Origin of the sequence: Nocardia aurea, from assembly GCF_003123685.1 — a bacterium.
Classification (GTDB): Bacteria; Actinomycetota; Actinomycetes; order Mycobacteriales; family Mycobacteriaceae; genus Nocardia; species Nocardia aurea.
Window position 1 is genome coordinate 35,700 of sequence record NZ_QCYJ01000020.1, and the last position, 22,869, is coordinate 58,568.

Here is a 22,869-nt window from a genome sequence, read left to right on the forward strand (position 1 = left end):
GACTTCGGCGATGAGCGATGGCCAAATCAGGACCCCACCGTCGACGAGGATGCCGTCCGCCAACCCGACGGCATCGACCTCGACGCACCTTCACCGACAAGGCATCCGGGAAAGGCACCGCGCAACTCGACGAACTGCTCGGGGTCGTCCGCGACGGCAACACCGCAGAGGACCTCGACGCCTTCACCGCCGTCGCAACAGCGGCCTGAAGTCGGCTGCGTCCCGGCAGTCTCTTCCGATCCAGGCGCTGAGGGTTGCGCGGATCCGGTCAGCGGCACGGCACGCTATTGCCTCGTCGAGGACAAGGTGGGCTCGTCGGTACCGCTGAATCAGGGGCAAAGCGACGCAGTTAAACGCGGGCCGATGTAGTTCAATGGTAGAACTTCTGCTTCTGCCCCAACACAATTCGGCTCTCTGCGACTGACTTCGATTAGATGCTCCCATCAGGCCAGATAGCATTTCGCTATCGAAATGTGGATCGTGCTTTGTTGCATCATATTCGGGCGGATTCTGCTGAAAGTATGGAGTAAATGATGACCTCTTGAGGCAGGTGAGTTCACTCGCGTAGCCGGAGTCCGGGGGCTTGAGCAGTCCATCCCGCGTACGGTCCGCAGATCCACCAGGCCACCCGCTCGCACGTTCCGGCGATCGTGCAGCACCCTCATACATGAGATCGCACGTACGAAGATGCCTAGTGCGCCAGAATCTCTGGGGTGCCCCTTATCCCCTATCGAATGCAGGGTTTTCCACATCGCCCGCCAACTGGTCACATGGATGCCACAATAGCGATGCTGCAATGGGCGGCAGTTACTGTTGGCGTGTCCGCAACCTCCGCGTCGACCGGCAGTCGCCCGCTAGCCGAACTCTGCTGGCGCTCGGCCCTCATGGAAGCGAGCCTTGAGGAGCAAAGTAACCATTGGCTGAAGACAGTCGCTTACACAAGACTGGACGCCAGCGAGAAGTCCGCCGTCAGCTACTTCCTCGGCATGGCCCAGGCACAGCTGAGCAGCGACCTACTCCTGGGAGTGCCCACCCTCGTTCACCTCGACGTATACTTGCGAACCATCGGACGAAGCACCCGCAAAAGTCGTCCGGACTTCCTTGGGTATGACCCGATTACACGCGGTGCGGTTGTGCTGGAGGCAAAGGGCCGCACTCACGGATACACCGACGCGCTAGTTGCTCACGCGAAAGCTCAAGCGGGCAAATTGCCCTCGCTCGGCGGCGTCACCGCAACCGCCGAGATCGCCTCGGTCGCATGGTTCAACACCGATCGTGTGTGGCACGCGCTCCTCGTCGACCCACCGCGCAAGCGTCAGGCCGCCGTGTATCCTGCCTTAGCCGTCCTCGCGACACACTATGTGCCAGTGGTGCGGGCCGCGATCGCCAGCAGATCCGTGGAAGACGACGGCGAACGTGTCCGGTTCGACGTCCGGGCCGCAGATATTGAAGTCAGCCTTCCCTCCCGCATCTTCCATTCACTCAATACCGAAAACAGTGATGAACGAGAATCTTGGTCCGAGCAAGCGCTTAACGATGCTGGACACACCATCGCTGGCCTCTTCCGGCAACAAGCCGCGGCTGCCGAGACCTCGGTGCGACCAAAACGCCTTGAGCGACAACGGATCTCGACTGACTATCAGGGTGGCGACCTCATCGGCATTCACCTCGGTGACTCCTGGATGGATCGCCCAGCCCGGCGCCCGACATCGTGAACGATACGACCACCGTCTCCACGTTGAACTTCCGAAATGAGAGCCCGTCTACATCTTCCGCGCCGTAGACCTATATTTGCGGCACACCTAGCGCGCGGCCTCGTCTGGTGTTCAAGGGACAGGGCTCCGGTTCCTGCGACGCCGTGACTGCCCCCTATCCGCGGATGATGATTTCGATCGCGTCGGGTTGCACCCCGTATGTGGCAGTCAGCCCGGCTCTTGCCTGGGCGATCGTCAGGTCCACTGCGGCTATCGGCGGTTCTGCCGCGATCGGGCGCACCGAAACAGTCGGCTCGGGCATCTTCTCGAACTGCATGTCATCGACGCTGATTCGCAGTTCTTCGAGAGTCGCGTACTTGACGGGGTTCCGCCATCCACCCCAAGCATGCGGGATGTGGATTCGCGCGTACTCGCTGACCTGAATCATCCACCGATCGGGCAGCGGCTCGTACACGGCGGGAATGATCCGCGCGATGCGCCCCAGAAGGAACCCAGACCCGTGCGGCTGGTTCGCATCGAACTGCCCGCCCGGATTGTGCTGGTTCTGCGTGACGCGACAGCCAGGTCCTCGATCGGTTGTGGATACCCCACTTTCGATCGAGGATCCGGGGTCGACATATCGACCAACTCACGTAGCAGCATGACCCGAGCCACTACCCTGGCAACGCCGGACGATTCATGCGGTACTCATCGCCGTGTACCGCGGCGGCTCAACAAGCCGACTCGCGGCAAGCCAGATCGATGCCGCGGCCCGTTCAGGGCGGTGGTACCGGCAGGATGTTCGAAACAGTTGTTGTCGTGGGGAAGGTGGGGCTGGTTATGGGTTCTGTTCACGAGGTCATCGAGGCGTTCCGGCGGGCGCCGTCGAACTCTGAGCGGGGCACCAAGTTCGAGCAGCTGATGGTCCGCTATTTCGAGCTCGACCCGATGCTGGCCCAGCAGTACGACAAGGTGTGGCGGTGGAGTGACTGGCCGGGCCGCGACGGCAAGCCAGACACCGGTATCGATCTCGTCGCCCGTGAACGCGATACGGGGGAGCTAACGGCGATCCAGTGCAAGTTCTACGAACCCACCCAGGTCCTGGCCAAGGGCGATATCGATTCGTTCTTCACCGCGTCAGGCAAGAAGCCGTTCACCAACCGGGTGATAATCTCCACCACCGACCGCTGGGGTCGCAACGCCGAGGACGCTCTCGAGGGCCAGACGACCCCCGTGCAGCGGATCGGACTCGCAGAGATCGCGGAGTCCCCGATCGACTGGGCCATCGCCTGGCCAGCGGGTGAGTTGCAGGTCGACCTGTCCGAAGCCAAACGGCACGAACCGAGACCGCATCAGGCTCAAGCCATCGATGCCGTGTTCGCGGGCTACGCCGCGGGCAACGAGCGCGGCAAGCTGATCATGGCGTGTGGCACGGGTAAGACGTTCACGGCGTTGAAGATCGCCGAACGCACGGCTGTCGTGAATGGCGGTAGCGCGCGGATCCTTTTCGCGGTCCCGTCGATCTCGCTGCTGTCGCAGACGTTGCGAGAGTGGACCGCCCAGACCCAGCTGAGTCTGCGGGCGTTCGCGGTGTGCTCGGACAAGAAGGTCTCCCGCTCGGCCGAAGACGTCGCCGTCCACGATGTCGCGATCCCTGTCACGACCACTGCGGCCACCCTCGCCGGGGAGATGGAGCATCGTAAGCGTGCAGCAGGGCTGACGGTAGTGTTCACCACCTATCAGTCCCTGCCCGTCGTGGCAGCCGCCCAAGCACAGCACGGGGTCGAGCCGTTCGATCTGGTGATCTGCGACGAAGCGCACCGCACCACCGGTGTCACCCTGTTCGGCGCGGACGAGTCGAACTTCGTGCGCGTCCACGACGGCGACTACCTCAAGGCCCAACGCCGCCTGTATATGACGGCCACACCTAAGATCTTCGGCGAGAAGGTCAAGGAAAAAGCTGTCGAACATTCCGCCCAGCTGACCTCGATGGACAACGAAGACGATTTCGGCCCCGAGTTCCACCGCCTGTCCTTCGGCGCCGCCGTCGACCGTGGCCTGCTCACCGATTACAAGGTGATCGTGCTGACCGTCGATGCCGACCTCGTGGCCGCACCGCTGCAACAACAGCTGGCCGGGAAGTTCAGCGAACTGCGCCTCGATGACGCGTCCAAGATCGTCGGTTGCTGGAACGGCCTGGCCAAACGCGCCGGGAAAACCCCCGACGGTGTCGGGTTCCCTCCCGGGCAGCCGCCGATGAAACGGGCCGTGGTGTTCGCCAAGGACATCGCCGCCTCCAAACAGGTCGCCGACGTTTTTCCGTCCGTGGTCGACGCCTACCGAGACCTTCTCGCCGACAGCGAAACCGACGGCCACGAGATCGCTTCGACGAACCTGGACCTGTCGTGCTCGGTGCGCCACGTCGACGGCACCTTCAACGCCCTGCAACGCAACGCCGAACTCGCCTGGCTCAAAGCACCCGTGCCGGAGGGCGAATGCCGGATCCTCACCAACGCCCGCTGCCTGTCCGAAGGCGTTGACGTGCCGTCATTGGACGCGGTGATCTTCCTCAACCCCCGCAACTCGGTAGTGGACGTGGTGCAGTCGGTCGGGCGAGTGATGCGCAAGCCTACCGACAAGACCGACGGCAAGGACTACGGCTACATCATCCTCCCCGTCGCCGTTCCCGCCGGGGTCTCACCGTCGCAGGCACTGTCGGACAACCAGCGCTTCAAAGTGGTCTGGCAGGTCCTCAACGCATTGCGCGCACACGATGACCGCTTCAAGGCAATGGTCAACTCCATCGCGCTCAACGCCACCGGCACAGCCGACCAGAAGGCCGGCAAGGGCAGCGACATGCTGATGGGCGACCACATCGGACCGGTCAGCGATACCCACAACGAATCCATCGCTGACACTGAAGTCGCCGACGGCACTAGGGCCGAGACCGACGCAGACGCCGGTCGGATAGCGCAGCAGATGGCGTTGTTCTCCCTGTCGGAATGGCAGGAAGCGATCGTGGCGCGCATCGTCGACAAGGTCGGCACCCGCGCCTACTGGGAAGACTGGGCATCCGATGTCGCCGACATCGCCGCCGCGCAAATCACCCGCATCCGCGCCTTGCTCGACGACGCTTCCCCCAGTATTGCCGCCCAGTTCGGAAAGTTCGTGGATGGCCTCCGCGACAACCTCAACGATTCCATCACTCGCGAGGACGCGATCAGCATGCTGTCCCAGCATCTGATCACCAAACCAGTGTTCGATGCCCTATTCGCCGACCACGACTTCGCCTCCCACAACCCCGTCTCCCGCGTGATGCAGTCGATGGTCGACGCCCTCGGGGACTCCGGGCTCGAAGCCGAGACCACCAAGCTCGAAGACTTCTACGCCTCCGTACGGGTGCGCGCCGCCGAGGTCACCACCGCCGATGGCAAACAAAAAGTGATCGCCGAACTCTACGAGAAGTTCTTCCGCCTCGGTTTTCGCAAGCAATCCGAAGCACTCGGCATCGTCTATACCCCCGTCGAGGTCGTCGACTTCATTCTCCGCGCCGCCGACCATGCATCACGCGACGCCTTCGGCCGCGGCCTGACTGACGAGGGCGTCCACATCCTCGACCCCTTCACCGGGACCGGCACGTTCCTGACTCGGCTACTGCAATCCGGGCTCATCACCACCGTAGACCTGACTCGCAAGTACACCTGCGAGCTGCACGCCAACGAGATCATGCTCTTGGCTTACTACATCGCCGCAGTCAACATCGAATCCACCTACCACGCGCTCATCGGCAGGCAAAGCGCAACGGAGTACAGCCCGTTCGAGGGCATCGTTCTCGCCGACACGTTCCAGATCACCGAAGACGGCGACAGCCTCGACGCGATCATGTTCCCGCAGAACAACCAACGCATCGTTCGCCAGCTCGCCACCCCCATCAACGTCGTCATCGGCAACCCGCCCTACTCCGCTGGACAGAACTCGGCGAACGACCTCAACGCCAACCTCGCCTACCCGACCCTCGACAAACGGATCGCCGACACCTACGCCCTGCGCTCGACAGCGCAGCTGAAGAACAGCCTCTATAACTCCTACCTGCGCGCCTTCCGGTGGGCCACCGACCGCATCGGCGACACAGGCATCGTCGCGTTCGTATCCAACGGTGGATGGATCAATGACAACTCCGCGAACGGCATTCGACTGTCTCTCGCCGACGAGTACTCCCGCATCTACGCCTACAACCTCCGCGGAAACCAGCGCACCGCAGGCGAGATCTCTCGAAAAGAGGGCGGCAAGATCTTCGGCTCCGGCAGCCGCAACACCGTCGCCATCCTCATCGGCATCAAGAACCCCAACCACACTGGCCCATGCGAGATCTACTACCGCGACATCGGTGACTACCTGACCCGCGAGGACAAACTTCACATCGTCAACGAGGGCACCCTCACCAGCGTCGACTGGCGGACCATCGCACCCGACATCCATGGCGACTGGACGAACCAACGCAGTGAAGAGTTCGAGACGTGGCCCGCGCTGGGAGGTAAGAAGGCTGACGGGGCGCAGGTGACACTGTTCGGCTCGTATTCGGCGGGCTTGAAAACGAGCCGTGACGCTTGGTGCTACAACTTCTCGCATCGTGCACTGATTTCCAACATCAGTCGAACAATCGACTTCTACAACTCTGAGACCGATCGGTTCCAGGAAATCCGCAGAGCCACCTCGAACCTCCCCAACGCGGAAGAGTTCATAACCGCTGACTCGAAACAGTTCAGTTGGGATCAGATCAACAAGAAACAAGTCGTACAAGGCCAGCGAATTTCATATGTGGACGAGAACGTCCGACTGAGCGCATACCGGCCGTTTACGAAAATGCACTCGTACTTCGATCGTCGACAGCAGCTCAACAACCGCACCTACCAGCTTACGTCAATGTTCCCGACCCCGAATCACAAGAATCTCGGCTTCTATGTGGTAGGAACCGGGTCCGACAAACCATTCTCTACCCTGATGGTCGATGCGATCCCAGACCTGTCCTTCTGGGGATCCGGCGGCGGTCAGTTCTTCCCCCGCTGGACTTACCTCAAAGTTGAGGCAGCTGATGGTGAGTTAGATTTCGCCTCAGCGGACTCCATGGAAGCGGACGAGTACGGCTACAGGCGGATCGATAACGTCACCGACGGGATACTCGCCGTCTACCGCGCGGCGGTCGGTGAGCAGGTTATGAAGGACGACGTCTTCTACTACGCCTACGGCCAGCTACACGATCCGACCTACCGGCAGACCTACGCGGCGGATCTGAAGAAGATGCTGCCACACATTCCCCTCCCGTCGTCACGAGAGCAATTCGAGCAGCTCACTGAGGCTGGCCGCCAGCTAGCTGATTTGCACACCGGCTACGACGATGTCGAACCATACCCGCTGGATGTGCAAACCAAGGCCGCTGCCCCGGATAACTGGGAGACGTGGCAGATGTCGAAGATGAGGTGGGGCAGGAAGCGAGATCCCGACACCGGCAAGAACATCGATGACCGCACAACCATTGTGTACAACGCAAAAGTCACGATCACCAGCATCCCGGAGAGCGCGGAACGCTACCTGCTCGGATCCCGGTCGGCGTTGGCGTGGATCATTGAACGGTACCGAGTCAAGATCGACCCGGCGTCGGGAATAGCGAATGACCCCAACGACTGGTGCGACGAACGTAACGACCCCACCTATGTCATCGACCTGATCAAGCGGGTGACGACGGTCGCGGTCGAGACGATGAAAATCGTGGACTCGCTCGGCTGAATGGCGCCGCGTGGAGTTGGCACGCTTGAGAAAGTTCTGACAGGACCTCCGATCCGGGTGCTGACCGACCGAACTGTCTGACCTTGAGGTTCGCAGCGGCAAGGATTTGGATCTGCGATAGCTGGGTTATCACGGACCACGATGCACCTGCCTTCGACCAGCTTCGGATCCATGCCTCTATCAGGCGCGATGCTTCCCCCGGTGATGCGATGGGATGCGTCCGTATTCGGATGAATTCGGGACAAAAGAGCAACTTAAAGTCCACTGGAGATGTTGTCTCCGTAACCCTCCGGTCCAAGGGGTAGCAAACCACCATCCTGGCCGACATAGCGCGGAGGTAAGGGTGCCGAACAGGTCGGCTCGACGGGCGCGACCGCAGTAGTTCCCGGCGGTCGAGGCGCCCGAGCTCGGGCGATGCGTGACGGAGTCGATAGCCTGGTCATCAGGTAACAACCATCAGGTGGATGCGAGCGAACATTGCGGTCTGATTTCCCCCTACTCTAATGCCCAATAAGGCTAATAGAATATGCCTATGGCAACGGAAAATTCGTGTTGCGAATGGAATGGCTGCACGCAGCCTGCAACACATCAAGTTCGGGCCGACTATCCCGACGCCAAGAGCAATATATGGCATCTTTGCCGCGACCATGAAAAGGAGATCAAGAAGCAGATAACCCGCAGCCGTCGCCCAGCGCCGACGCCTCCTGAGCAGCCTGCGGAGCATCAGTGCGGAAACTGTGGAGAGCCGGTGTCTATCGACAGCCCCGAGTGTCCCCGTTGCGGATCTCGCGACCGCGTGGTGCAGGTGGGTGAACAGGTGACGATACGCGAGAAGTTGAAGGTCAAAGGCCGGAAATCTGGAGCGACGGGTAGGCCGTACTTCGAGGCCAAGGCGGAAGACAGTTTCACGCGCGATCTTGCTGCTGAGAGTGAAATCGTGCGTCACGTGAACCGAGAGGACGACACTTACATGGAGAATATCCGGCTCTATGACGGCACATGCATCACGAGTACATCGTGCCTTTCGGACCATTAGCGCGGTGTGGTGATGACCGGCACCGGCAAGCGTATCTCGATGCGGCGGTGGTATTCACAGCGTGCAGTCGCGCTGCTGTAAGGTGATCGGCCGCGATCCGCGTCTCCACAGTGACGCAAACGAAGGTTGCAGTGCAATCCGCACCGACTTCATCCCGGTACGGGTCCGTACTTCCAGCCGTGCGCCAGCGCCCGTCTCAACAGCGTTTTTGCTGCGAACTCGTGAGCCCCTTTGTCACTGGGTGGGACGCCGTTGTAGTCAATGTGCCCGTGGTCGTCTGGGACGTCGTCATTCATGGAGTCGTCCCATACGGTGAGGGGCTGTCGGACTAGGTCGCCGTCGGACGATTTGATTTCGATGGACTCGACTTCATCGACGGTTACCGCATAGACACCCACGGGCGGCATGTAGGGCCTACCGTTGGCGTTGCATCGGGTTTGAATGAATTTTGCGCGGTCGTGGTACGCCTGTTCAGGAGTCATCGCCGAGCCTCGACCGATCGACAGATGATTGGAGTCTTTCTTGTCGGCGGCGCTGAGCTTAAAGGCGTCCGGAACAACCACTCCATTGACGCACCATCGAGCGATGATCGGTCGCAACAGTTGCTCATTGCCGTCGGTCATGCGCTCACGTCGGCGGTTCTTGGGTTCACTCATCGAAGTGCTCCTCAGCAAGCCAAGAGTTGAGGCGGTCGGTCAAGTCGTCGGCGTCAGGAGGAACCCTGGCATCGGCGAACGTGCCCGCAGACAGGTCTGCCGTGTGTATGTAGAGAGCGCGGCTTGGCTCCACTTCGATCGACAGTTGGTTTTCGGTTTCGTGCCAGTAGAACCGGACGCCGCCTTCCTCAGTCGGGGAGACGACGCGGGTGATGTTGCCCAGTTCGATCATTGCCAGAACCACCGCGTGCCCGCGTTCGATGACCTCCGGTGAGATAGGTTCACCCGAATCGCCATCGATCCAGCCTTCTTCCAAGTCGGCAAGGTCGTTGAGCAACTGTCGGACCGCGCGGGCATCCTCGGTCACGTCGTTGAGATCCAGCGAACTGATGCTTTCCAGCCTGACCAGCCGTCCGTTGGCTTTGAACTCGCCGATGCCTTCCGCAACGCACTCGAAATGCTGTTCCTCATCGGAGCCGATGTTGGCGTTGACGCCCGTATGGAGGTAGGGCACAACGACTTCGTTCCCTCGCTCCCGATCTCGCACCGTAAGCCTGCCGCGCTCTGTGTCGAACTTGGTGACACGACCCTCAACAGTGACCTGCTCGGTGTACACGCCGAGAAGTTGCCCAAGCGCGTGAGCACGCGTTGCAGGTGTGTACCGGATGACCGTCTTCCACTCGATCTGATCTGTGTGAGCGATCTGGATCGCATCGTCACGATGGAGGGTTTGGCCGAATTTCTTGATCTTGGCGGAAGGGACGCTGCGCATCTCCGGCGGTATCGACCCGCTACCGGTCTCGGCGTACTCGATGAATTGTCCGACGATATCGAGTGCCCTGGCGTAGTCGTCCTTGACCTCCCCCTCGCGGAATAGTTCGTCTTTTCCGAGCTCGCGGTCGTGCTCAAGTACGGGCACGGAGGACCCTTCACCGATGCGGGTGAGCCTCAGTGTGATCTCAGAGTCGTAGCCTGCTGGAACACGTTGCCGAGAGGGGTTACGGTCCAGCCAGAACTGACGGACCAGCGTCCGTAGGATGTCCTCAAGGGCAGCGACCTCGGCGAGCGAGTCCGCAGGCATCCCGTTGGATTTGAAGCGTTGGCCGGACAGACGCATGGCCGCGATGATGCGGGACTCAGAATCGTCGCTGGGCACGTTCGAGGAGGCTAGTCGAGTTCGCCTGTAACGGTGCTGAACTCGCCCAAGAAGCAACACTTTTCCGGTTCGATACGCTCCGAGACCTGCTACTGGTGTGCTCTTGCATAGAACCGCCAAGGATCGTCCGAGGTATCCGTTCTACGTGCTCAATCATCGCGTACGACCGGTCCCCGGAACCAGCAGTAGGGCAGGCGGCCGTCGGGGTAGTTGAGGTACAGGTTGTAGGCGGCGCGTGTGCGGTGTCCGATCTCGGCGGTATGGTCCGGTTCGATCAGGTATTCCACAGCGGCCGGGCCGGTGGTGGCGGGGTGCCAGGTGGTGAGGAGTTCGTCGTCGGTGTCGTAGATGTCGAGCCAGGAGGTCGTGCCGTCGGGTAGTGGTTCGCCTACGACCTCGAAGCGTTGGACGAAGGCCGCGCCGCGGGTAAGCAGGATGGTGTACCGGTTGGGCCGGTATCCGAGGTAGTCGACCATGTGATCCCTCCCAACGAGCCGAGCGCCAGAGTCGTGGCGCTCGGCCCGACACGGGTTCAGTCGGCGGGTACCCAGGTGGTGCGGCCAGTGGTGAGGTCGCGGTGCACGCGCCCGAAGGGCACATCCGCGAAATGGATACCGAACGCCAGATCCCCGCTCGAGGCGAGGTCGGCGACGAGCTGCTCGCGGTGGGCGATGGCCTCGGCCTGGTCGTAGTCGGCGCCGACCGCCCACTCCGGGTGCGTGATCTGGATCGGCGAGTGGAACACGTCCCCGAATACGAGCATCCGTTTGCCGCAGGAGCGTAGTTCGTAGCCGGTGTGTCCGGTGGTGTGGCCGGGCAGGGTGACCGCGCGCACGCCGGGGAAGATCCGCGTGCCGTGGTGCACCACCTTCACCCGTGGGGCGATGGTGTCCAGGATCGGTCGGGTCAAGATACTCGGTTTCGCCCAGGCGGGCAGGGTGTCGATCATGGCCGGGGTCAGGGATCGCCACCAGGCCCATTCGACTTCGCCGAGGTAGATCGGCGCGGTCGCGAACGGCGTCCGGCCAGGAACCGGGGTCAATGTCCAGCCCAGGTGGTCGAAGTGCAGGTGGGTGACTGCGATGCCTTCGATCCGGTCCAGGCCGTCGATCTGGGAGAGGCTGTCCAGCAGCGCGCCCGACCGCATCTCGCCGGTCATCGGGTTCTCGTGCACATCCGGGAGGACAACCGGTCCGGCTCCGGCGTCGATGAGTATGGCGCGGCGGCCGCGCTGCACGAGTAAGCCGCCGAGTCCGGCGACGAGGTGCCCGTCGGGGTTGAAGTAGTCGGCGTGGGCGGTCCAGTCGGCTTCGGTCGCGCCGGTGATCCAGCCGCGGGGCTTGAGGGCGACGTAGCCGTCGGGGATGTAGGTGAGGCGGAAGCGGCCGAACCGCAGGGTGCGTAGCCGGGGCGGGGTGGATAGTCGCTCGCGCACGGTGAGGGGTGCGGGTGTTGCGGGCATGACGAATCAGGGCCTTTCGGGATGCAGGGAACCGGCGCGGTGCGTCGGCGGGGGCTGGTGTCAGCCGAGGAGGAACCAGGGCCACCAGTGGTTGGTGCCGACGTGGTCGGCACGCAGATACGAAGGCGGGGAGGGGAAGCCGGGGCCTTTCCCGGTGCCGTCGCCGCCGCGGCTCCAGTAATAGGGCTGCCGCGGTTGGGTGCCGCCGGGTTGTTCGATGACCCAGCGCGGGACAGTGGCGAGTTTGTAGCCGATGCCCAGGTAGTTCGACAGGAACCCGACCCCGTACACATCGCCCTGGCGGGCGGCGATGGTGGGCAGGTCGAACCGGTACTGGGTACTCGCGTTGGTAAGGACGGGGCGGATGTCGCCGGTGTCGAAGATCAGATGCAGGTCACCGGTGTCCTCGGCGAACCGGTACACCATGACGTAGGCGTTGTTGACCATCGACCACCCCGCCGGACCGATCAAGAGTCCGACTTGCCGGTACTCGCGGTCGCGCAGGGTGCGGATCATGCCGATTTCCACGGCGCCGGAGGCGGGCTGGTAGAACGGGGCCTGAGTCAGCGACCCGTTCGCATCGGGCTGACGAGCCAGCAACGCCAGCGGGAAAGTCGTGTCGTCGGTGGCGGTGAGGTTGGCCCACAACGGGATATCGGTCGGGACCTGTTCGTAGGTGGGTCGTTGGTAGATGGGTTGGCGGACCTCGCGGCGGTGTGCGTTCTGCGCCCCTGTGTAGGCCCCGATGACCCCGGCGCGGATCGCGGCTTTGGCGTCCTCGACCGACTGGTTTTGGAAGTGCCGGAATGCGCCGAGGTTCCAGGACCTGTCCGGGATCTCCCTGTTCGGGGATGTCACAGGTCACCGATGAGCCAATCTGGGATCGGCGGGGCATCGGGCACTTTCACGGTCGGGTCCTTCCGCCCCACGACCACGGCGAGGTCGTCGCGCTGGCGCTGGAACTGCCTGACGAGGCGCACGAGGGTGCTGTAGCGGTCGGCGTCGGTGAGGTCTTGGCCCTCCAACTCGGTGACACGGGCCTGGAGTTGACGGACCTGACCGGCCTGGCGCGCGGTGATCGCGCCGATCACCGTCGCCAAGGCGACGCCGAAAGCTTGGACGATGTCGGCGTTGAGCCACCCGAGGTTCACTGGCTAACCTCCGGCTTGCGGTGCCGACCCGTCGAAGCGTCGTTGACCAGGTGTTCCAGGATGATCTGGATCTTGTCCTGCACTCCGGCCAGGGTCGCGGTGACAGCGTCGATCTTCTGGTGGGCCGAGGCGACCGAGTCCACCACCGACTTGTCGTCGAGTTGAGGCCAGCCGGTGGGGTCGAGGGCGGGGCCGGGTTGGTGGCGGGAGTCGGGTCCGGCGAGCTGGTCGACGACCCAGGACGCGTGCATGTCGATGGAGGCGAGGAGGTCTGCGAGGGTGACGGGGTTGCCGTCTTTGTTGATGACGATGTCGGTGAGCTGCATATCGTTCCTTCCAAACAAGGCGGCGACCTCGGTTCGGCCGCCGCGGATGGCGTTGACGTCGATGAGTTGGCCGCCGATCGCGGCCCGATCGGAGAACTGGAGAATCGCGACCTCCTTGCCGCCGAACGGCTCCCACCCCCGATACCCGTCACCGGGATAGAGCCGATCCGGTGCGCCGATGCCGGGAACGTAGGAGCTGTTCCACAACGGCACCGGCAGGCCCGACAGATCCGGGGAGCCCATGAAGTCACGCCAGTACCAGCACGGCAGATAGATCGGCAACAGCGAGAACCCCCGCGCGGTAATCGCGTTCACCCGCGCCCACAGATCCCCGACGCTCGGGAAACCGCGCAGGTCCTCGTAGTCGATCTGGACCGGAACGCTGGTGTCGGCGAACCGCGCGAGCGCGTCGGCTTCGGCCTCGGGGTGGGTGTGCAGGTCGCAGTAGACGTAGCCGCCCCAGAACTCGAAGAACTCGCCCATCTGCTCGCGGGCCCGCGGCCACTGCGGGTCCTGCCACGTCCCTTGACTGACCTTGTGGGTCACGAAGGACATGCCTTCGGCGGCGGCACGCGCGAAGTCGAACGCGCCCTGGTGGTTACTGACGTCGATGCCGAATTCGGGCATCGCGAATCCTCCCTCCGGGAATGCCGCGCCGTCCAGGAGCGGTAGCGGGTCGAGGCGATCGGGGCCGGGTGGGTTGTAGAGGGCGCGGTGCCACTCCAGGTGCAGGTGCGGGGCTACCCCGGCGTTTCGGGAGCGGTCGGGTTCGATGACCGCGATCCGCTGCCCGGCCTCCACTCGTTGTCCGACAGAGACTTCCGGCCGGATGTGTCCGTAGACGGTGGTGCCGCCGCCGTCGCCGTCGGGGTGGTCGATGACCACCCAGGAGCCGAACCCTTGGGCGGGTCCGGCGCGGGTGACGATGCCGCCCTGGCAGGCGTGCACCGGCCGGTCGCCTGCGCCGCCGGGGTAGCCGAAGTCGACTCCGAAGTGCCAGCCGTCCTCACGTGGACCGAATGCTGACGTGATCCAGAACCCCACCGCGACCGGCCAGAAACGTGCAGACATGACGAAACCTCCTCGGTGATAGCTGATTTCAGGACTGGGCGTCCTCGTAGCGCGACAGGATCGCCGGTCGCGCTTTGCCCAAGTGGCGCTCGATCGCCAGGACCCGTTCGCGCTCGGCCGGATCGGCACGCCGCAGATACGCGAGCACGGCTTTCACTCCGCGTCGGGTCGGGTCGAACTGTGGCGGTGGGTCGTTGGTGGCGCGGGCCTCGACACTGACCGGGCAGGTGACCGGCAGCATCGGTGGCGGTGGTTCGGCGGGCTGGTCGGGCACGGTGCCGGTCAGCCCCAGCGCGGCTGCCAACTGCTGACGCTGGCGTAGCGGGAGTTCGGCGACGAATTTGCGGACGTCGAAGACTTCCTCAAGCTCGGGTTCATCGGCGTCGGACCAGGTTCCGGGTGAGAGCAGCCAGTGCGGGTCACCCGCGCGCGGGGGGCGGTACTTGATGACCGGCTCCTCGACCGGGCGCGCCCCGCAGTCCCACAGCCGCCGCGACACCGCCCGCAGGTGCTGGATCGGCAAAAGCAGCGGTGCGCCCTTGAGCCCTGGGAGTCCGACGAGCATCCACAGGAACGCTTCCTCGGGATCGGTGCGATCGCAGTTGTCGCGGGTTGGAAACTGGCCGTTGGATGACACGATAAGTCACCTGATCTCAGTGGTTGAAATATCCGTCTTGGTGGCGTCGTGAAACCAGCTCGCGATGCGCGGGGATGCTGACAGAATCAGCCGGTGGCGATCTGGCGGAACCGTGAACTCGAAGACATCCTCGGCGGACAACTTGAGCAAGGAACGATCACCGAGGCAGCAATCACGAAGCTCGCGGAGGAGATACCTGCGGAGTCCGAGTATGTCGACTACAAGAGCAAGGGCGAGTTCAAGAAGCCTCGCGACAACCCAAAGTGGAACGTGGGACAGGAACGCGGACGTGACGTCTCAGCATTCGCGAACGGACGCGGCGGAGTTCTGATCTACGGCGTAGAGGAATTCAAGAAAATATCCACCATTCCAGAGCGATTGAACCCGTTTGATGGGTCCGAGCATCGCTACGAACTCATTGATCAGTTCCGCAAAGACGTACGGCAGTACACAACCCCGAACCCGCAGTTCGACATGTTCGCAGTCGATGCAACAAGCGGCGGCTTCTATTTGGTCGTCGTAATTCCTGCCAGCCTCCGAGCCCCGCATGCAGTAACGGTGCAATCGGGAGATGACCGTCGCGCGCTTCATTACTGCGTGCGAGCGTCGGGGGAAACAAATACCCGGTATCTCTCCGAACATGAGATCGCCGAGAGCTATCAACGCCGAAGCCGAAGCCACGAGGAGCGCCAGCGCCACAACGCGCATATTTGGACTGAGGGGGTCGAGGAACTCGTCGTGCGCGGTGTCCCGGTCTGGCTAGCGCTCGCGGCTGTGCCGGACATGCCAACCGATTCACTCCTGACCCCGACCGCACTCCGCGAGATAACTGATTGGGCGGATGATCAGTACTTTCCAAATTCGATTCTCAGGCAGGGTTACCAGGCCACGGATCATCCCTTCCCTGCGCCAGGCAAGGTCGTGTACACCAGGCTGCTCGTCACCGATGACGGAGACAAGACTCCGGGTGCGGATGAGACCTACCGTGAGTTGCACGCCGACGGCTCAGCCTTCGCTGGGTTGATGCTTGAGCAACGCAGCGCAAGCGGCAGAGTCGTGAAACTTGATGTCGACCTCCTTGTCGCCGATGTGTGTGCGCTGATGATTCACGCCCTGGACTGGGTGTGCGCACGGGCTGGCCGATGGGGCAACGCAACGGTCACAATCGGCTTGGCTACGGGGAAAGATCCTGGCGGCGCTCCCACGGTAGCTCTGAAGTCCAGCGGAGGAGCGTCCACTTTTGGCCTCCGGCGAGCCGACCGCAAGATGCCAACCGCGACGACTGTTGTGGACTTAAGCGGTCTAGACACTATGCAGGACAAGCTCCGTGCCACCTACAACGTCGCGGCACCAATGGTGCAAGCGTTCGGTGTTCCGGAACCAGACTGGATTACCGAAACCGGGGCGATCAGAACATCTATGATCCTCAGAGACTCTCGATCACACGCACTCAACTGGACACGCGAGTACGGCGTCGAGACGGTCAAGTAAACCACGCCTTGAACTACACTGCGAAATAATACTACCTGCTCACACGGGTGACGCGAGACCCAAGGCCGTATTCTCAAGCGGCGAAGTTGGTTCGCCTGGATCTCAGTCATTGTTTTGGTTTGTTCAAACGCGCTCGACCGGAAGCTGCCAAGTGAAACGTCATGCCAAGACACCCAGTTCCTGTACGCCGGAGACCAAGTCGGAGACGATGTCGAGGGTACGTTGTGCGCGGTCGCGGTTGCTGGTCGGATCACCGATCACTGGTTGCCATTCCGGGAACTGGTCGCGGTCCCAGGCCAGGGTGAGTTCGCGGACGCGGTCGATGCGGATGGTATAGGTGTCATCGCCCGGCGCGGTCGCACCGATGCGGTCGCCGAGCCACCAGTGCCCGTTCTCACCGATGACGAACGGGGCACCGTCGCGGACGGTGAGGGTGTGGGTGAACCAGGATCGGGTGTCGTGGAAGCCCTCGCGTAGGGCTGCCATCGCCGAGATGGTGTAAGCCCTGCCTGGTGAGTCGGCGAAGTACTCGAACAGTCGTGACCAGCCGGAGTTGTGTTCACGGGCTTGGGATTTGACGGCGTGCCAGGCCAATAGCGTCCCCTGATACAGCGGCCGGATCAGCGCGTCGGCCACCCCGCCCAGCGGCGGGACGCCCACGATGGCGGCCGCGAGGTCGCCAGCCATCTGGACACCGGCGGAGAGGCTTTCGTCGGCTGGTTCGGGTCGCGGGTGCCCCACCCGAGTGATGGGGTGGGGCACCCGCGACCCCCGGCATCGAGGACCCTCCGGTCACGATCTGCACCGCCGTGGAGGCGGTCTCGGTGAACTTGCTGGTCTCGACCCCGCTGGTGGGGCTGTCGAAGTACACCGCGAACGGCGTCGACACCTGGGTCCGGCGCTGACCGACTTCCAGGTACTCCGCGGGCGTGACCGGGTCGATGATGGCTTCCTCGACGCTGTCGATGAAGTCCTCGGAGAACCGCGCCACAGTGCGGACGAGGCCGTCGAAGGGGTTGCCGCCGTTGCTGGTGTCGCTGTAGTAGCCGCTGGTGTTGACGATGTCGATGACGAGCGTGCCGTGGCGTAGTTTCGGGGCGCCGGGCCACGGGGGTGGGTCGCCTTCGAGCCAGCGTCGGCACCGCACCGACAGTTCCGCGTCCTCGAGGATGTCGCGGGCCATGTCGTACCAGTACTTGAACCGTGAATGCGGTGTCGCCCACAAGGTTCCGGCGGCGAGGTCTTCGGCAAAGGATGTTGGTGCGACGACCACGGACCACTGCGACATGTCCAAACCGACCGCACCCAGCCACGACGCCGGGTCGAGGGGATCGTCGGGGAGCTGCCAGCCGTGGGCCTGGGACTGCTCACGCATCACGTTCAGAAACAGCGGCAGCTTCAACGCCCACCGCGCCGGACCTGGGACGGGACCGAAGGTGCGCGGGATCTGGACCGAGGCGTCGAAGAACGGGTTGGACCAGATCAGATACGACTTGCAGTGCTGGAAATCGTCGACGAACCGCAATGTGAGGACTTGGGTGCCGTCGGCGCGGCGCTCGATGGAGTGGTCGATCAACCGTCCGGACCAGCGTGAGCCGGGGGCTTTGTCGCAGGTGATGTGGATATTGCGGCCTTCACCCGCTTCGACGCGGGCACGGGTCTGCCACACCCACTTCGCCAACGGGTCATCCAACGGCAACTCGATGAGGGCGGTGCCGGTGTCGTTGTCGATCCAGGTGAACTCCGCGCGGTACTCCGAACACACCAATCCAGCGAGTCGCCAGTGCCCGTCCCAGAGCCGGACGAGGGGTTCGGCGCGGCGGTCGAGGTGGTCGGCTGCGTCGGCGGCCAGGGTGGCGTCCCAGATCGCTTCGCACTGCTCGGCGAGGGTCATCGAGTCCAGGTCGAGGGGCGCTGTCATCGCAACCCCCATGCTCTGGACCACAACCGCGGCTGACGAAGCTCGGCTCGCGCGCCTCCGGCCGGGGCATCGGTGACGCTGATGGGCAGCAGGGTGGGCGGGGTGCGGGGTGGGATGCGGTGCATGAAGTGCAGGCCGCCGAGGCGTCCGATGAGGTTGGTGCCGTTGAGATCGCGGACGTAGAGGCGGTCGGGGTCGAGGCTGATGCGTGCGCCGCCTTCGCGGTTGCCGAGCATCGGTAGGTCGATCATGCGGTTGCCGTAGCGTCCGCCGGGGGTGCGCCGGTACTTCTTCCCGGTCCATGACACGTCAGGTATGCGCCATTTTCCGCGGGTGAGCAGCCACTTCTGGGCCATCTCGAGATCGGTGGGGTTGGAGACCTCGATGAACCCCTCACCCGGCCCGGCCCCGGTTTCCCAGAACGTGGTCTTGGTGGGTTCTTCCCACATCGGTTGCGCGGCGGTGACCGCCATCGGCACCAGGGATTTGCGCAGCAGGTGGGGGTCGCGTTCGGACTCGAACTCGACACTCTTGTCCAGGGCGAGCCAGAGCCAGCGGGTGGAGCGGTCGGTGCTGATCTGGAGTTTGGTGAGGGTGGCGTCGGGGTCCCAGGCGTCGAGTTCGTAGTCCCAGGCGTTGCGCCAGTCCGAATCGCGTTTCTCCCATTCCTCTTCGTCGCGGCCGTGGATGTTGACCCCGAAGGTGATGTCGCGCTTGAGATACCGTTTGCCCTGGAACGTGGCACCGCGCTGGTAGACCGAGGACTTGTAGGTGGTGGTGACCGGCGCGTCCCCGATCCCCTTCGGCGACGTCGCCAAGGTGATGACATCACGGTCGGCTTTGGGGCCGTTGATGATCCAATACGAGTCGTCGACGCCGAAGACCTCGATGGTGACCGACCCGGGATTCACATACACGAAGGCGGTCACCTCCTGGCGGTGAACTGCAACGCCCGCAGATCCGCGATCTGCAACGCGCGCCGATACCCCTCGTCCACATCTCTGGTTTGCACGGTGATGTGGGTGGAGTTATCCACAGTTGTCACAGGCCCGCCCGGAGCCGTCGGTGTTGGTAGCGGTGGTGGGGCGATCTGGTTCATCAGCGACTGGTAGTCGGCGTTCCCGGCGGTGCGGGCGGCCTTGGTCGCCTCGAACACCTCCAGGGCTTTGCCGTAGTCCTGCACCTGCCGCACCCGGTCGGACTCGAGAAGGTTCGGCGCACCGACCACCGAGAGCGCGTCATCGAGCTGCCCGGTGAAAAAGTCCTGTCCGGCGCTGGTGAACCGGTCGGAGAAGTTCCTCCCCAGCGACTCCCAGGTGTCCAAACCGAGGCCCTTGCGCGCCGGATCAGCTAGACCAGGCTTTTCCTGGTTGGGGACCGGGACGGCGATGGCGTCGACCAGGTCGCGCAGCCACTTGAACTCCTCGCCGGTGAGGACAGCTTCGGGCTTGCCCGAGGTGTTCCAGCCCAGCGTGCCCGGCTCCCAGACACCGCCCTGGTCGTAGCCGTGGCCCTTACCCCACATTTCTGACAGGTCCAGGCCGTAGCGGGATTTGTAGTAGCGCAGGGAGGCGACCATGTTGGCCAGGGGGTCACGGCGGTCGTTGGGCAGGGTGGGGTCGCGGTGGGCGGCGAAGGTGCCCGGAATGATCTGCAACAGGCCGACTCCGGCCTGTTCGCCGGTGCCGTTGATATCGGTGATCTGCTGGGCGATGTCGGGGTTGCCGCCGGATTCGGACTGGATCTGCGACAGCATGATCTCGACCTGGGCCGGGTCGAACCCTTCGCGTTTCAACGCTTCGATGGCCATGTCGCGCCACCGGGCCACCGCCTCCCCCGCAGGCACCATCGCCGTGCGGGCCACAGCCTGGCCCGAGATCACCTGCGCAGCGGACTCGCTGACCTGCTCGAGCACGGCCGCGGGTACCAGGCCGATGCCACCGCCGAAGTCGGGGATCTGATCGGCCAGCGCCTGGACCGGTTTCAGGAACAGTTCCGCGATCCGGCCGCGGAGCCCGCCGGTGACGGCCCGGAACTTGTCCTCGGCCCAGTCGGTGACCGACCCGAACAACCCGCCGCCCTCGCGGAAGCGCGGCAGCTGCCCAGCGCGCGCGGCGCGACGCAGTCGTACCACCGCGCTGTGTCCGCCTGCTCCGTCGACTTCGGCACCGGTCCAGACGTGCTCGTCACGCGACAGCAATGCCGGTACTGAGTCCGACACGCGTGAGCCAGGACCGTTGACCCGACCTTCGGTGGTGGCGGGGCCGCCGGTGGCTCGGCGGGTGAGCGGGATCAGTGAGACATCGCCGGTCCATTCCGGTAGCAGCGGTAGGACCGAGCGGATGGAGTTCCAGATGTTGCGGAATCCGCCGTTCACGACGCTCTCGATCACCCAATTGATCGGGGACGCGAGCCGATCCCGTAGCCCGTCCCAGGCATCGCCGATGCCGTTGACCAGGGTCGATACTCGGGTGCCGAGGCCTTCGAGGGCGTCGCCGAACCCGCCGAGGTCCAGGATGCCCATGGTCAGGGCGTCGGGTAGGCGTTCGCGTAGCCATTCCCGGACGTGGTCGAATGCTCCGGGGATCAGTTCGATCGCGTCGATCAGGGTGAACAAGGTGCCTTGGAAGATGTTGATACTGGTTAGGTCTCGGAAGGCGTCGAACAGTTCGTAGAGTCGGGTGGCGGCTTGGCCGATCCACACGGCGAGCTGTCCGAGGTTGGTGACGGTGGTGCGGACGTCTTCCCAGAACTCGCGCATCGCGGCCTGGCCCTCGGGCGAGTTCAACCACGCCGAGAACCGATCCAGATTCCGCACCAGCCAGTCGAGCATCGACTCACCCGACGGCTCGGCCGAGGTGACCAGCCCGCCGAGGGCTGTGCCGACCGACTTCGCCAGCTCCCAGATCTTGCCGAGCGCGTCGAGGGAGTCGCGTAGGAAGTCGCGGAACTTGTTCTGCCCGTCCGGGCTTTCGGCCCAGGCCCGGAAGTTCGCCATCGAGTCAGCGAAGCTTTGCGAGGCACCGGGTAGGAAATCCGACCCGACACCGGCGAGGGACAGCAGGCCCTGCATGAGGTCGTTCACCCCGGCCAGCAGCGGTCCGATGGCGGCCTTGGCGTTGACGAAGATCTTCTCGAGTTTGGCCCCGGTCTCCGGAGTCGACAGGTCAGCGAGGATGTCACGGACGCCGGTGTTGATGACCTCGGCGATCCCCGACAGCCCATCACGAACCCGATCGAGCTGCGCGTCAGCGAGGCCGACGACCGAGTCCCCGAGCCCGGTGAACAACGGCTCCTGAACCGCTATCCGGAACGCGGTCCAGCGATCACCCATGCCACGGATGGTGTTGACGAACTCCCGCGCCGACGGTGACAGCTTCGCCATCGCCCGCTCGAAAGCCTCAGCAGCACTCGACTGTTGCGAGGCAGCGTCGGAGACGGCGGTGCGGGCGTCGGCGAGGGCCCGTTCGGCGTCGGCGATACGCTCCCGTGCCGCGACCACGGCGTCGGCGTTGTCGATGCCTTTGGCTTCGGCGTCGGCGACGGCCTCGTCGATGTCGGTCCGGCGCGCCCGTGCTTCGGTCAGGGACTGTTCGGCGTCGATGACGCGCTTGTTCGCCCGCACGTAATCGAGGGGGTCGGTGGACTTCAGCGCGGCGAGATCGCGGCGGGCCTCGGCCAGCGAGATCACCGCGTCGGCCTCCGACAGCGCCGCCCCGCGCGCCTGCAACGCCAAGTCCCGCAGCTTCTTCGAGGCTTCGGAGTAGGCGGAGTTGAGGTCCTTACGCGCCTGGGTCAAGCTGGCCACGGCCTGCTGCTCGCTGCGCTGGGCGGCGGCTATGGCGCGGGCCTGGGTGGTGGCGTCGCGGGTCGCGGATTCCGACATCGCCTTCGCGGCGGTGAACGCCGCGCTAACACCTGAGACACCAACCGCGAGTGTGGCGATCCCGGCGGCGGCGATCGCGGCGGCGGCAGGCAGGAGGGCGAGGGTGCCTGCGGCTTGGGCGGCGACGGAGATCAGTGGGAACAGCGATCCCGCGACCAGGGCCATGACCGCGACCTTGAGTGCTGTCGCGGCGGCCGAGGCGAGGCTCATCGCGATGTTGAATCCGCCCATGTTCGGGCCGATGGACCCGAACTGGTTCCGCAACTGCGCCAACAACGCCAGGAGTAGGAGGAGTTGGGCGTGGTCGAAGGTGATCCGGATGTGGATCGAGATGTTGCGGTAGGGCGCCAGCGCGGTGAACAAGGCCGAGCCGAACCCGGACATGTCCGGGCGGATCTTCACCCCCAGCGACAGATCCCGCCGCCACGCCAACCGGGTCCGCAGCAGCTCGTTGAACTCACTCAAATCAGGGACGATCCGCAGACCGTGGGTGATCGCGACGCGCTGGAGCTGGATACGGATCTGGTTGACGAAGTTGCGCGCCAACTCCGGATTGACGGTCAGCCGCGCCGAGCCCGCCGAATACGCCTGCGCCACA

At 63.8% G+C, this 22,869-nt stretch carries 18 protein-coding genes; 5 read left to right on the forward strand and 13 right to left on the reverse strand.

Annotated elements, in window-relative coordinates:
- Nucleotides 1–17 precede the first annotated feature (17 nt).
- Both DAT37_RS43840 and DAT37_RS05200 read left to right on the forward strand, forming a co-directional pair.
- On the forward strand, nucleotides 18–209 hold the full coding sequence (locus DAT37_RS43840) for a hypothetical protein (protein ID WP_157978282.1): 192 nt from the start codon (nucleotides 18–20) through the stop codon (nucleotides 207–209).
- A 561-nt stretch (nucleotides 210–770) separates the two neighbouring features.
- On the forward strand, nucleotides 771–1,715 hold the full coding sequence (locus DAT37_RS05200) for a hypothetical protein (protein ID WP_157978283.1): 945 nt from the start codon (nucleotides 771–773) through the stop codon (nucleotides 1,713–1,715).
- 154 nt (nucleotides 1,716–1,869) lie between these two features.
- Here DAT37_RS05200 and DAT37_RS05205 read toward each other — a convergent pair whose 3' ends face one another.
- The gene (locus DAT37_RS05205) at nucleotides 1,870–2,169 is read right to left on the reverse strand and encodes a hypothetical protein (RefSeq protein WP_109523546.1); all 300 of its coding nucleotides are present in this window, start codon (nucleotides 2,167–2,169) and stop codon (nucleotides 1,870–1,872) included.
- Nucleotides 2,170–2,534: 365 nt separating this feature from the next.
- Here DAT37_RS05205 and DAT37_RS05210 point away from each other — a divergent pair, with 365 nt between their 5' ends.
- Both DAT37_RS05210 and DAT37_RS43845 read left to right on the forward strand, forming a co-directional pair.
- Nucleotides 2,535–7,478: a DEAD/DEAH box helicase gene (locus DAT37_RS05210; protein WP_109523547.1), complete on the forward strand. Its 4,944-nt coding sequence runs from the start codon at nucleotides 2,535–2,537 to the stop codon at nucleotides 7,476–7,478.
- A 532-nt stretch (nucleotides 7,479–8,010) separates the two neighbouring features.
- Nucleotides 8,011–8,514: a hypothetical protein gene (locus tag DAT37_RS43845; protein WP_157978284.1), complete on the forward strand. Its 504-nt coding sequence runs from the start codon at nucleotides 8,011–8,013 to the stop codon at nucleotides 8,512–8,514.
- A 149-nt stretch (nucleotides 8,515–8,663) separates the two neighbouring features.
- Here DAT37_RS43845 and DAT37_RS05220 read toward each other — a convergent pair whose 3' ends face one another.
- The 8 genes from DAT37_RS05220 to DAT37_RS05260 all read right to left on the reverse strand — a co-directional run bounded on the left by DAT37_RS05220 (nucleotide 8,664) and on the right by DAT37_RS05260 (nucleotide 14,973).
- Nucleotides 8,664–9,170, reverse strand: coding sequence for an endo-1,4-beta-xylanase (locus tag DAT37_RS05220; RefSeq protein ID WP_109523549.1), 507 nt, complete (start codon nucleotides 9,168–9,170; stop codon nucleotides 8,664–8,666).
- Nucleotides 9,163–10,326 (reverse strand): hypothetical protein, encoded by a 1,164-nt coding sequence (locus DAT37_RS05225; RefSeq protein ID WP_109523550.1) that lies wholly within the window; start codon nucleotides 10,324–10,326, stop codon nucleotides 9,163–9,165. The genes DAT37_RS05220 and DAT37_RS05225 overlap by 8 nt, the downstream gene beginning before the upstream one ends.
- Before the next feature lie 149 nt (nucleotides 10,327–10,475).
- The gene (locus DAT37_RS05230) at nucleotides 10,476–10,802 is read right to left on the reverse strand and encodes an LtfC-like domain-containing protein (RefSeq protein WP_109523551.1); all 327 of its coding nucleotides are present in this window, start codon (nucleotides 10,800–10,802) and stop codon (nucleotides 10,476–10,478) included.
- A gap of 56 nt (nucleotides 10,803–10,858) precedes the next feature.
- A complete protein-coding gene (locus DAT37_RS05235) occupies nucleotides 10,859–11,788 on the reverse strand; it encodes an MBL fold metallo-hydrolase (protein ID WP_109523552.1) in 930 nt (309 codons plus the stop codon).
- Nucleotides 11,789–11,848: 60 nt separating this feature from the next.
- Nucleotides 11,849–12,646, reverse strand: coding sequence for a hypothetical protein (locus DAT37_RS05240; RefSeq protein WP_109523553.1), 798 nt, complete (start codon nucleotides 12,644–12,646; stop codon nucleotides 11,849–11,851).
- Nucleotides 12,643–12,939 (reverse strand): hypothetical protein, encoded by a 297-nt coding sequence (locus tag DAT37_RS05245; protein WP_109523554.1) that lies wholly within the window; start codon nucleotides 12,937–12,939, stop codon nucleotides 12,643–12,645. The genes DAT37_RS05240 and DAT37_RS05245 overlap by 4 nt, the downstream gene beginning before the upstream one ends.
- Complete coding sequence (locus DAT37_RS05250) at nucleotides 12,936–14,336, reverse strand: peptidoglycan DD-metalloendopeptidase family protein (protein ID WP_232839530.1); 1,401 nt, start codon at nucleotides 14,334–14,336, stop codon at nucleotides 12,936–12,938. Before DAT37_RS05250 ends, DAT37_RS05245 begins: the two co-directional genes overlap by 4 nt.
- Before the next feature lie 28 nt (nucleotides 14,337–14,364).
- Nucleotides 14,365–14,973 carry a phage gene 29 protein family protein gene (locus DAT37_RS05260; RefSeq protein WP_109523555.1) on the reverse strand — a complete coding sequence of 203 codons (609 nt, stop codon included), beginning with the start codon at nucleotides 14,971–14,973 and terminating at the stop codon, nucleotides 14,365–14,367.
- Between the two features lie 93 nt (nucleotides 14,974–15,066).
- Between DAT37_RS05260 and DAT37_RS05265 the strand changes: the two genes are divergently transcribed.
- A complete protein-coding gene (locus DAT37_RS05265) occupies nucleotides 15,067–16,464 on the forward strand; it encodes an AlbA family DNA-binding domain-containing protein (protein ID WP_109523556.1) in 1,398 nt (465 codons plus the stop codon).
- A gap of 159 nt (nucleotides 16,465–16,623) precedes the next feature.
- On the opposite strand, the gene DAT37_RS44780 is transcribed toward DAT37_RS05265, so the two are convergent.
- Genes DAT37_RS44780 through DAT37_RS44785 form a run of 4 tightly spaced genes read right to left on the reverse strand, consistent with a single transcriptional unit; the run spans nucleotide 16,624 to nucleotide 22,868 of the window.
- Nucleotides 16,624–17,124, reverse strand: a complete 501-nt coding sequence (locus DAT37_RS44780) for a Gp37-like protein (protein WP_456320113.1) — start codon at nucleotides 17,122–17,124, stop codon at nucleotides 16,624–16,626.
- The gene (locus DAT37_RS05275) at nucleotides 17,024–18,385 is read right to left on the reverse strand and encodes a Gp37-like protein (RefSeq protein ID WP_109523558.1); all 1,362 of its coding nucleotides are present in this window, start codon (nucleotides 18,383–18,385) and stop codon (nucleotides 17,024–17,026) included. The genes DAT37_RS44780 and DAT37_RS05275 overlap by 101 nt, the downstream gene beginning before the upstream one ends.
- Entirely contained in the window at nucleotides 18,382–19,314 is a 933-nt protein-coding gene (locus DAT37_RS05280) for a phage tail family protein (protein ID WP_109523559.1), read from the reverse strand. The genes DAT37_RS05275 and DAT37_RS05280 overlap by 4 nt, the downstream gene beginning before the upstream one ends.
- Nucleotides 19,311–22,868 (reverse strand): transglycosylase SLT domain-containing protein, encoded by a 3,558-nt coding sequence (locus DAT37_RS44785; RefSeq protein WP_198654106.1) that lies wholly within the window; start codon nucleotides 22,866–22,868, stop codon nucleotides 19,311–19,313. The genes DAT37_RS05280 and DAT37_RS44785 overlap by 4 nt, the downstream gene beginning before the upstream one ends.
- Between the last annotated feature and the right edge of the window lies 1 nt (nucleotide 22,869).

Bases quoted from the DNA above. Each gene is read 5' to 3' on its own strand.
- DAT37_RS43840 (WP_157978282.1), top strand. From the start codon at position 18: ATGGCCAAATCAGGACCCCACCGTCGACGAGGATGCCGTCCGCCAACC.
- DAT37_RS05200 (WP_157978283.1), top strand. From the start codon at position 771: ATGGATGCCACAATAGCGATGCTGCAATGGGCGGCAGTTACTGTTGGC.
- DAT37_RS05210 (WP_109523547.1), top strand. From the start codon at position 2,535: ATGGGTTCTGTTCACGAGGTCATCGAGGCGTTCCGGCGGGCGCCGTCG.
- DAT37_RS43845 (WP_157978284.1), top strand. From the start codon at position 8,011: ATGGCAACGGAAAATTCGTGTTGCGAATGGAATGGCTGCACGCAGCCT.
- DAT37_RS05220 (WP_109523549.1), bottom strand. From the start codon at position 9,170: ATGAGTGAACCCAAGAACCGCCGACGTGAGCGCATGACCGACGGCAAT.
- DAT37_RS05230 (WP_109523551.1), bottom strand. From the start codon at position 10,802: ATGGTCGACTACCTCGGATACCGGCCCAACCGGTACACCATCCTGCTT.
- DAT37_RS05235 (WP_109523552.1), bottom strand. From the start codon at position 11,788: ATGCCCGCAACACCCGCACCCCTCACCGTGCGCGAGCGACTATCCACC.
- DAT37_RS05250 (WP_232839530.1), bottom strand. From the start codon at position 14,336: ATGTCTGCACGTTTCTGGCCGGTCGCGGTGGGGTTCTGGATCACGTCA.
- DAT37_RS05275 (WP_109523558.1), bottom strand. From the start codon at position 18,385: ATGACAGCGCCCCTCGACCTGGACTCGATGACCCTCGCCGAGCAGTGC.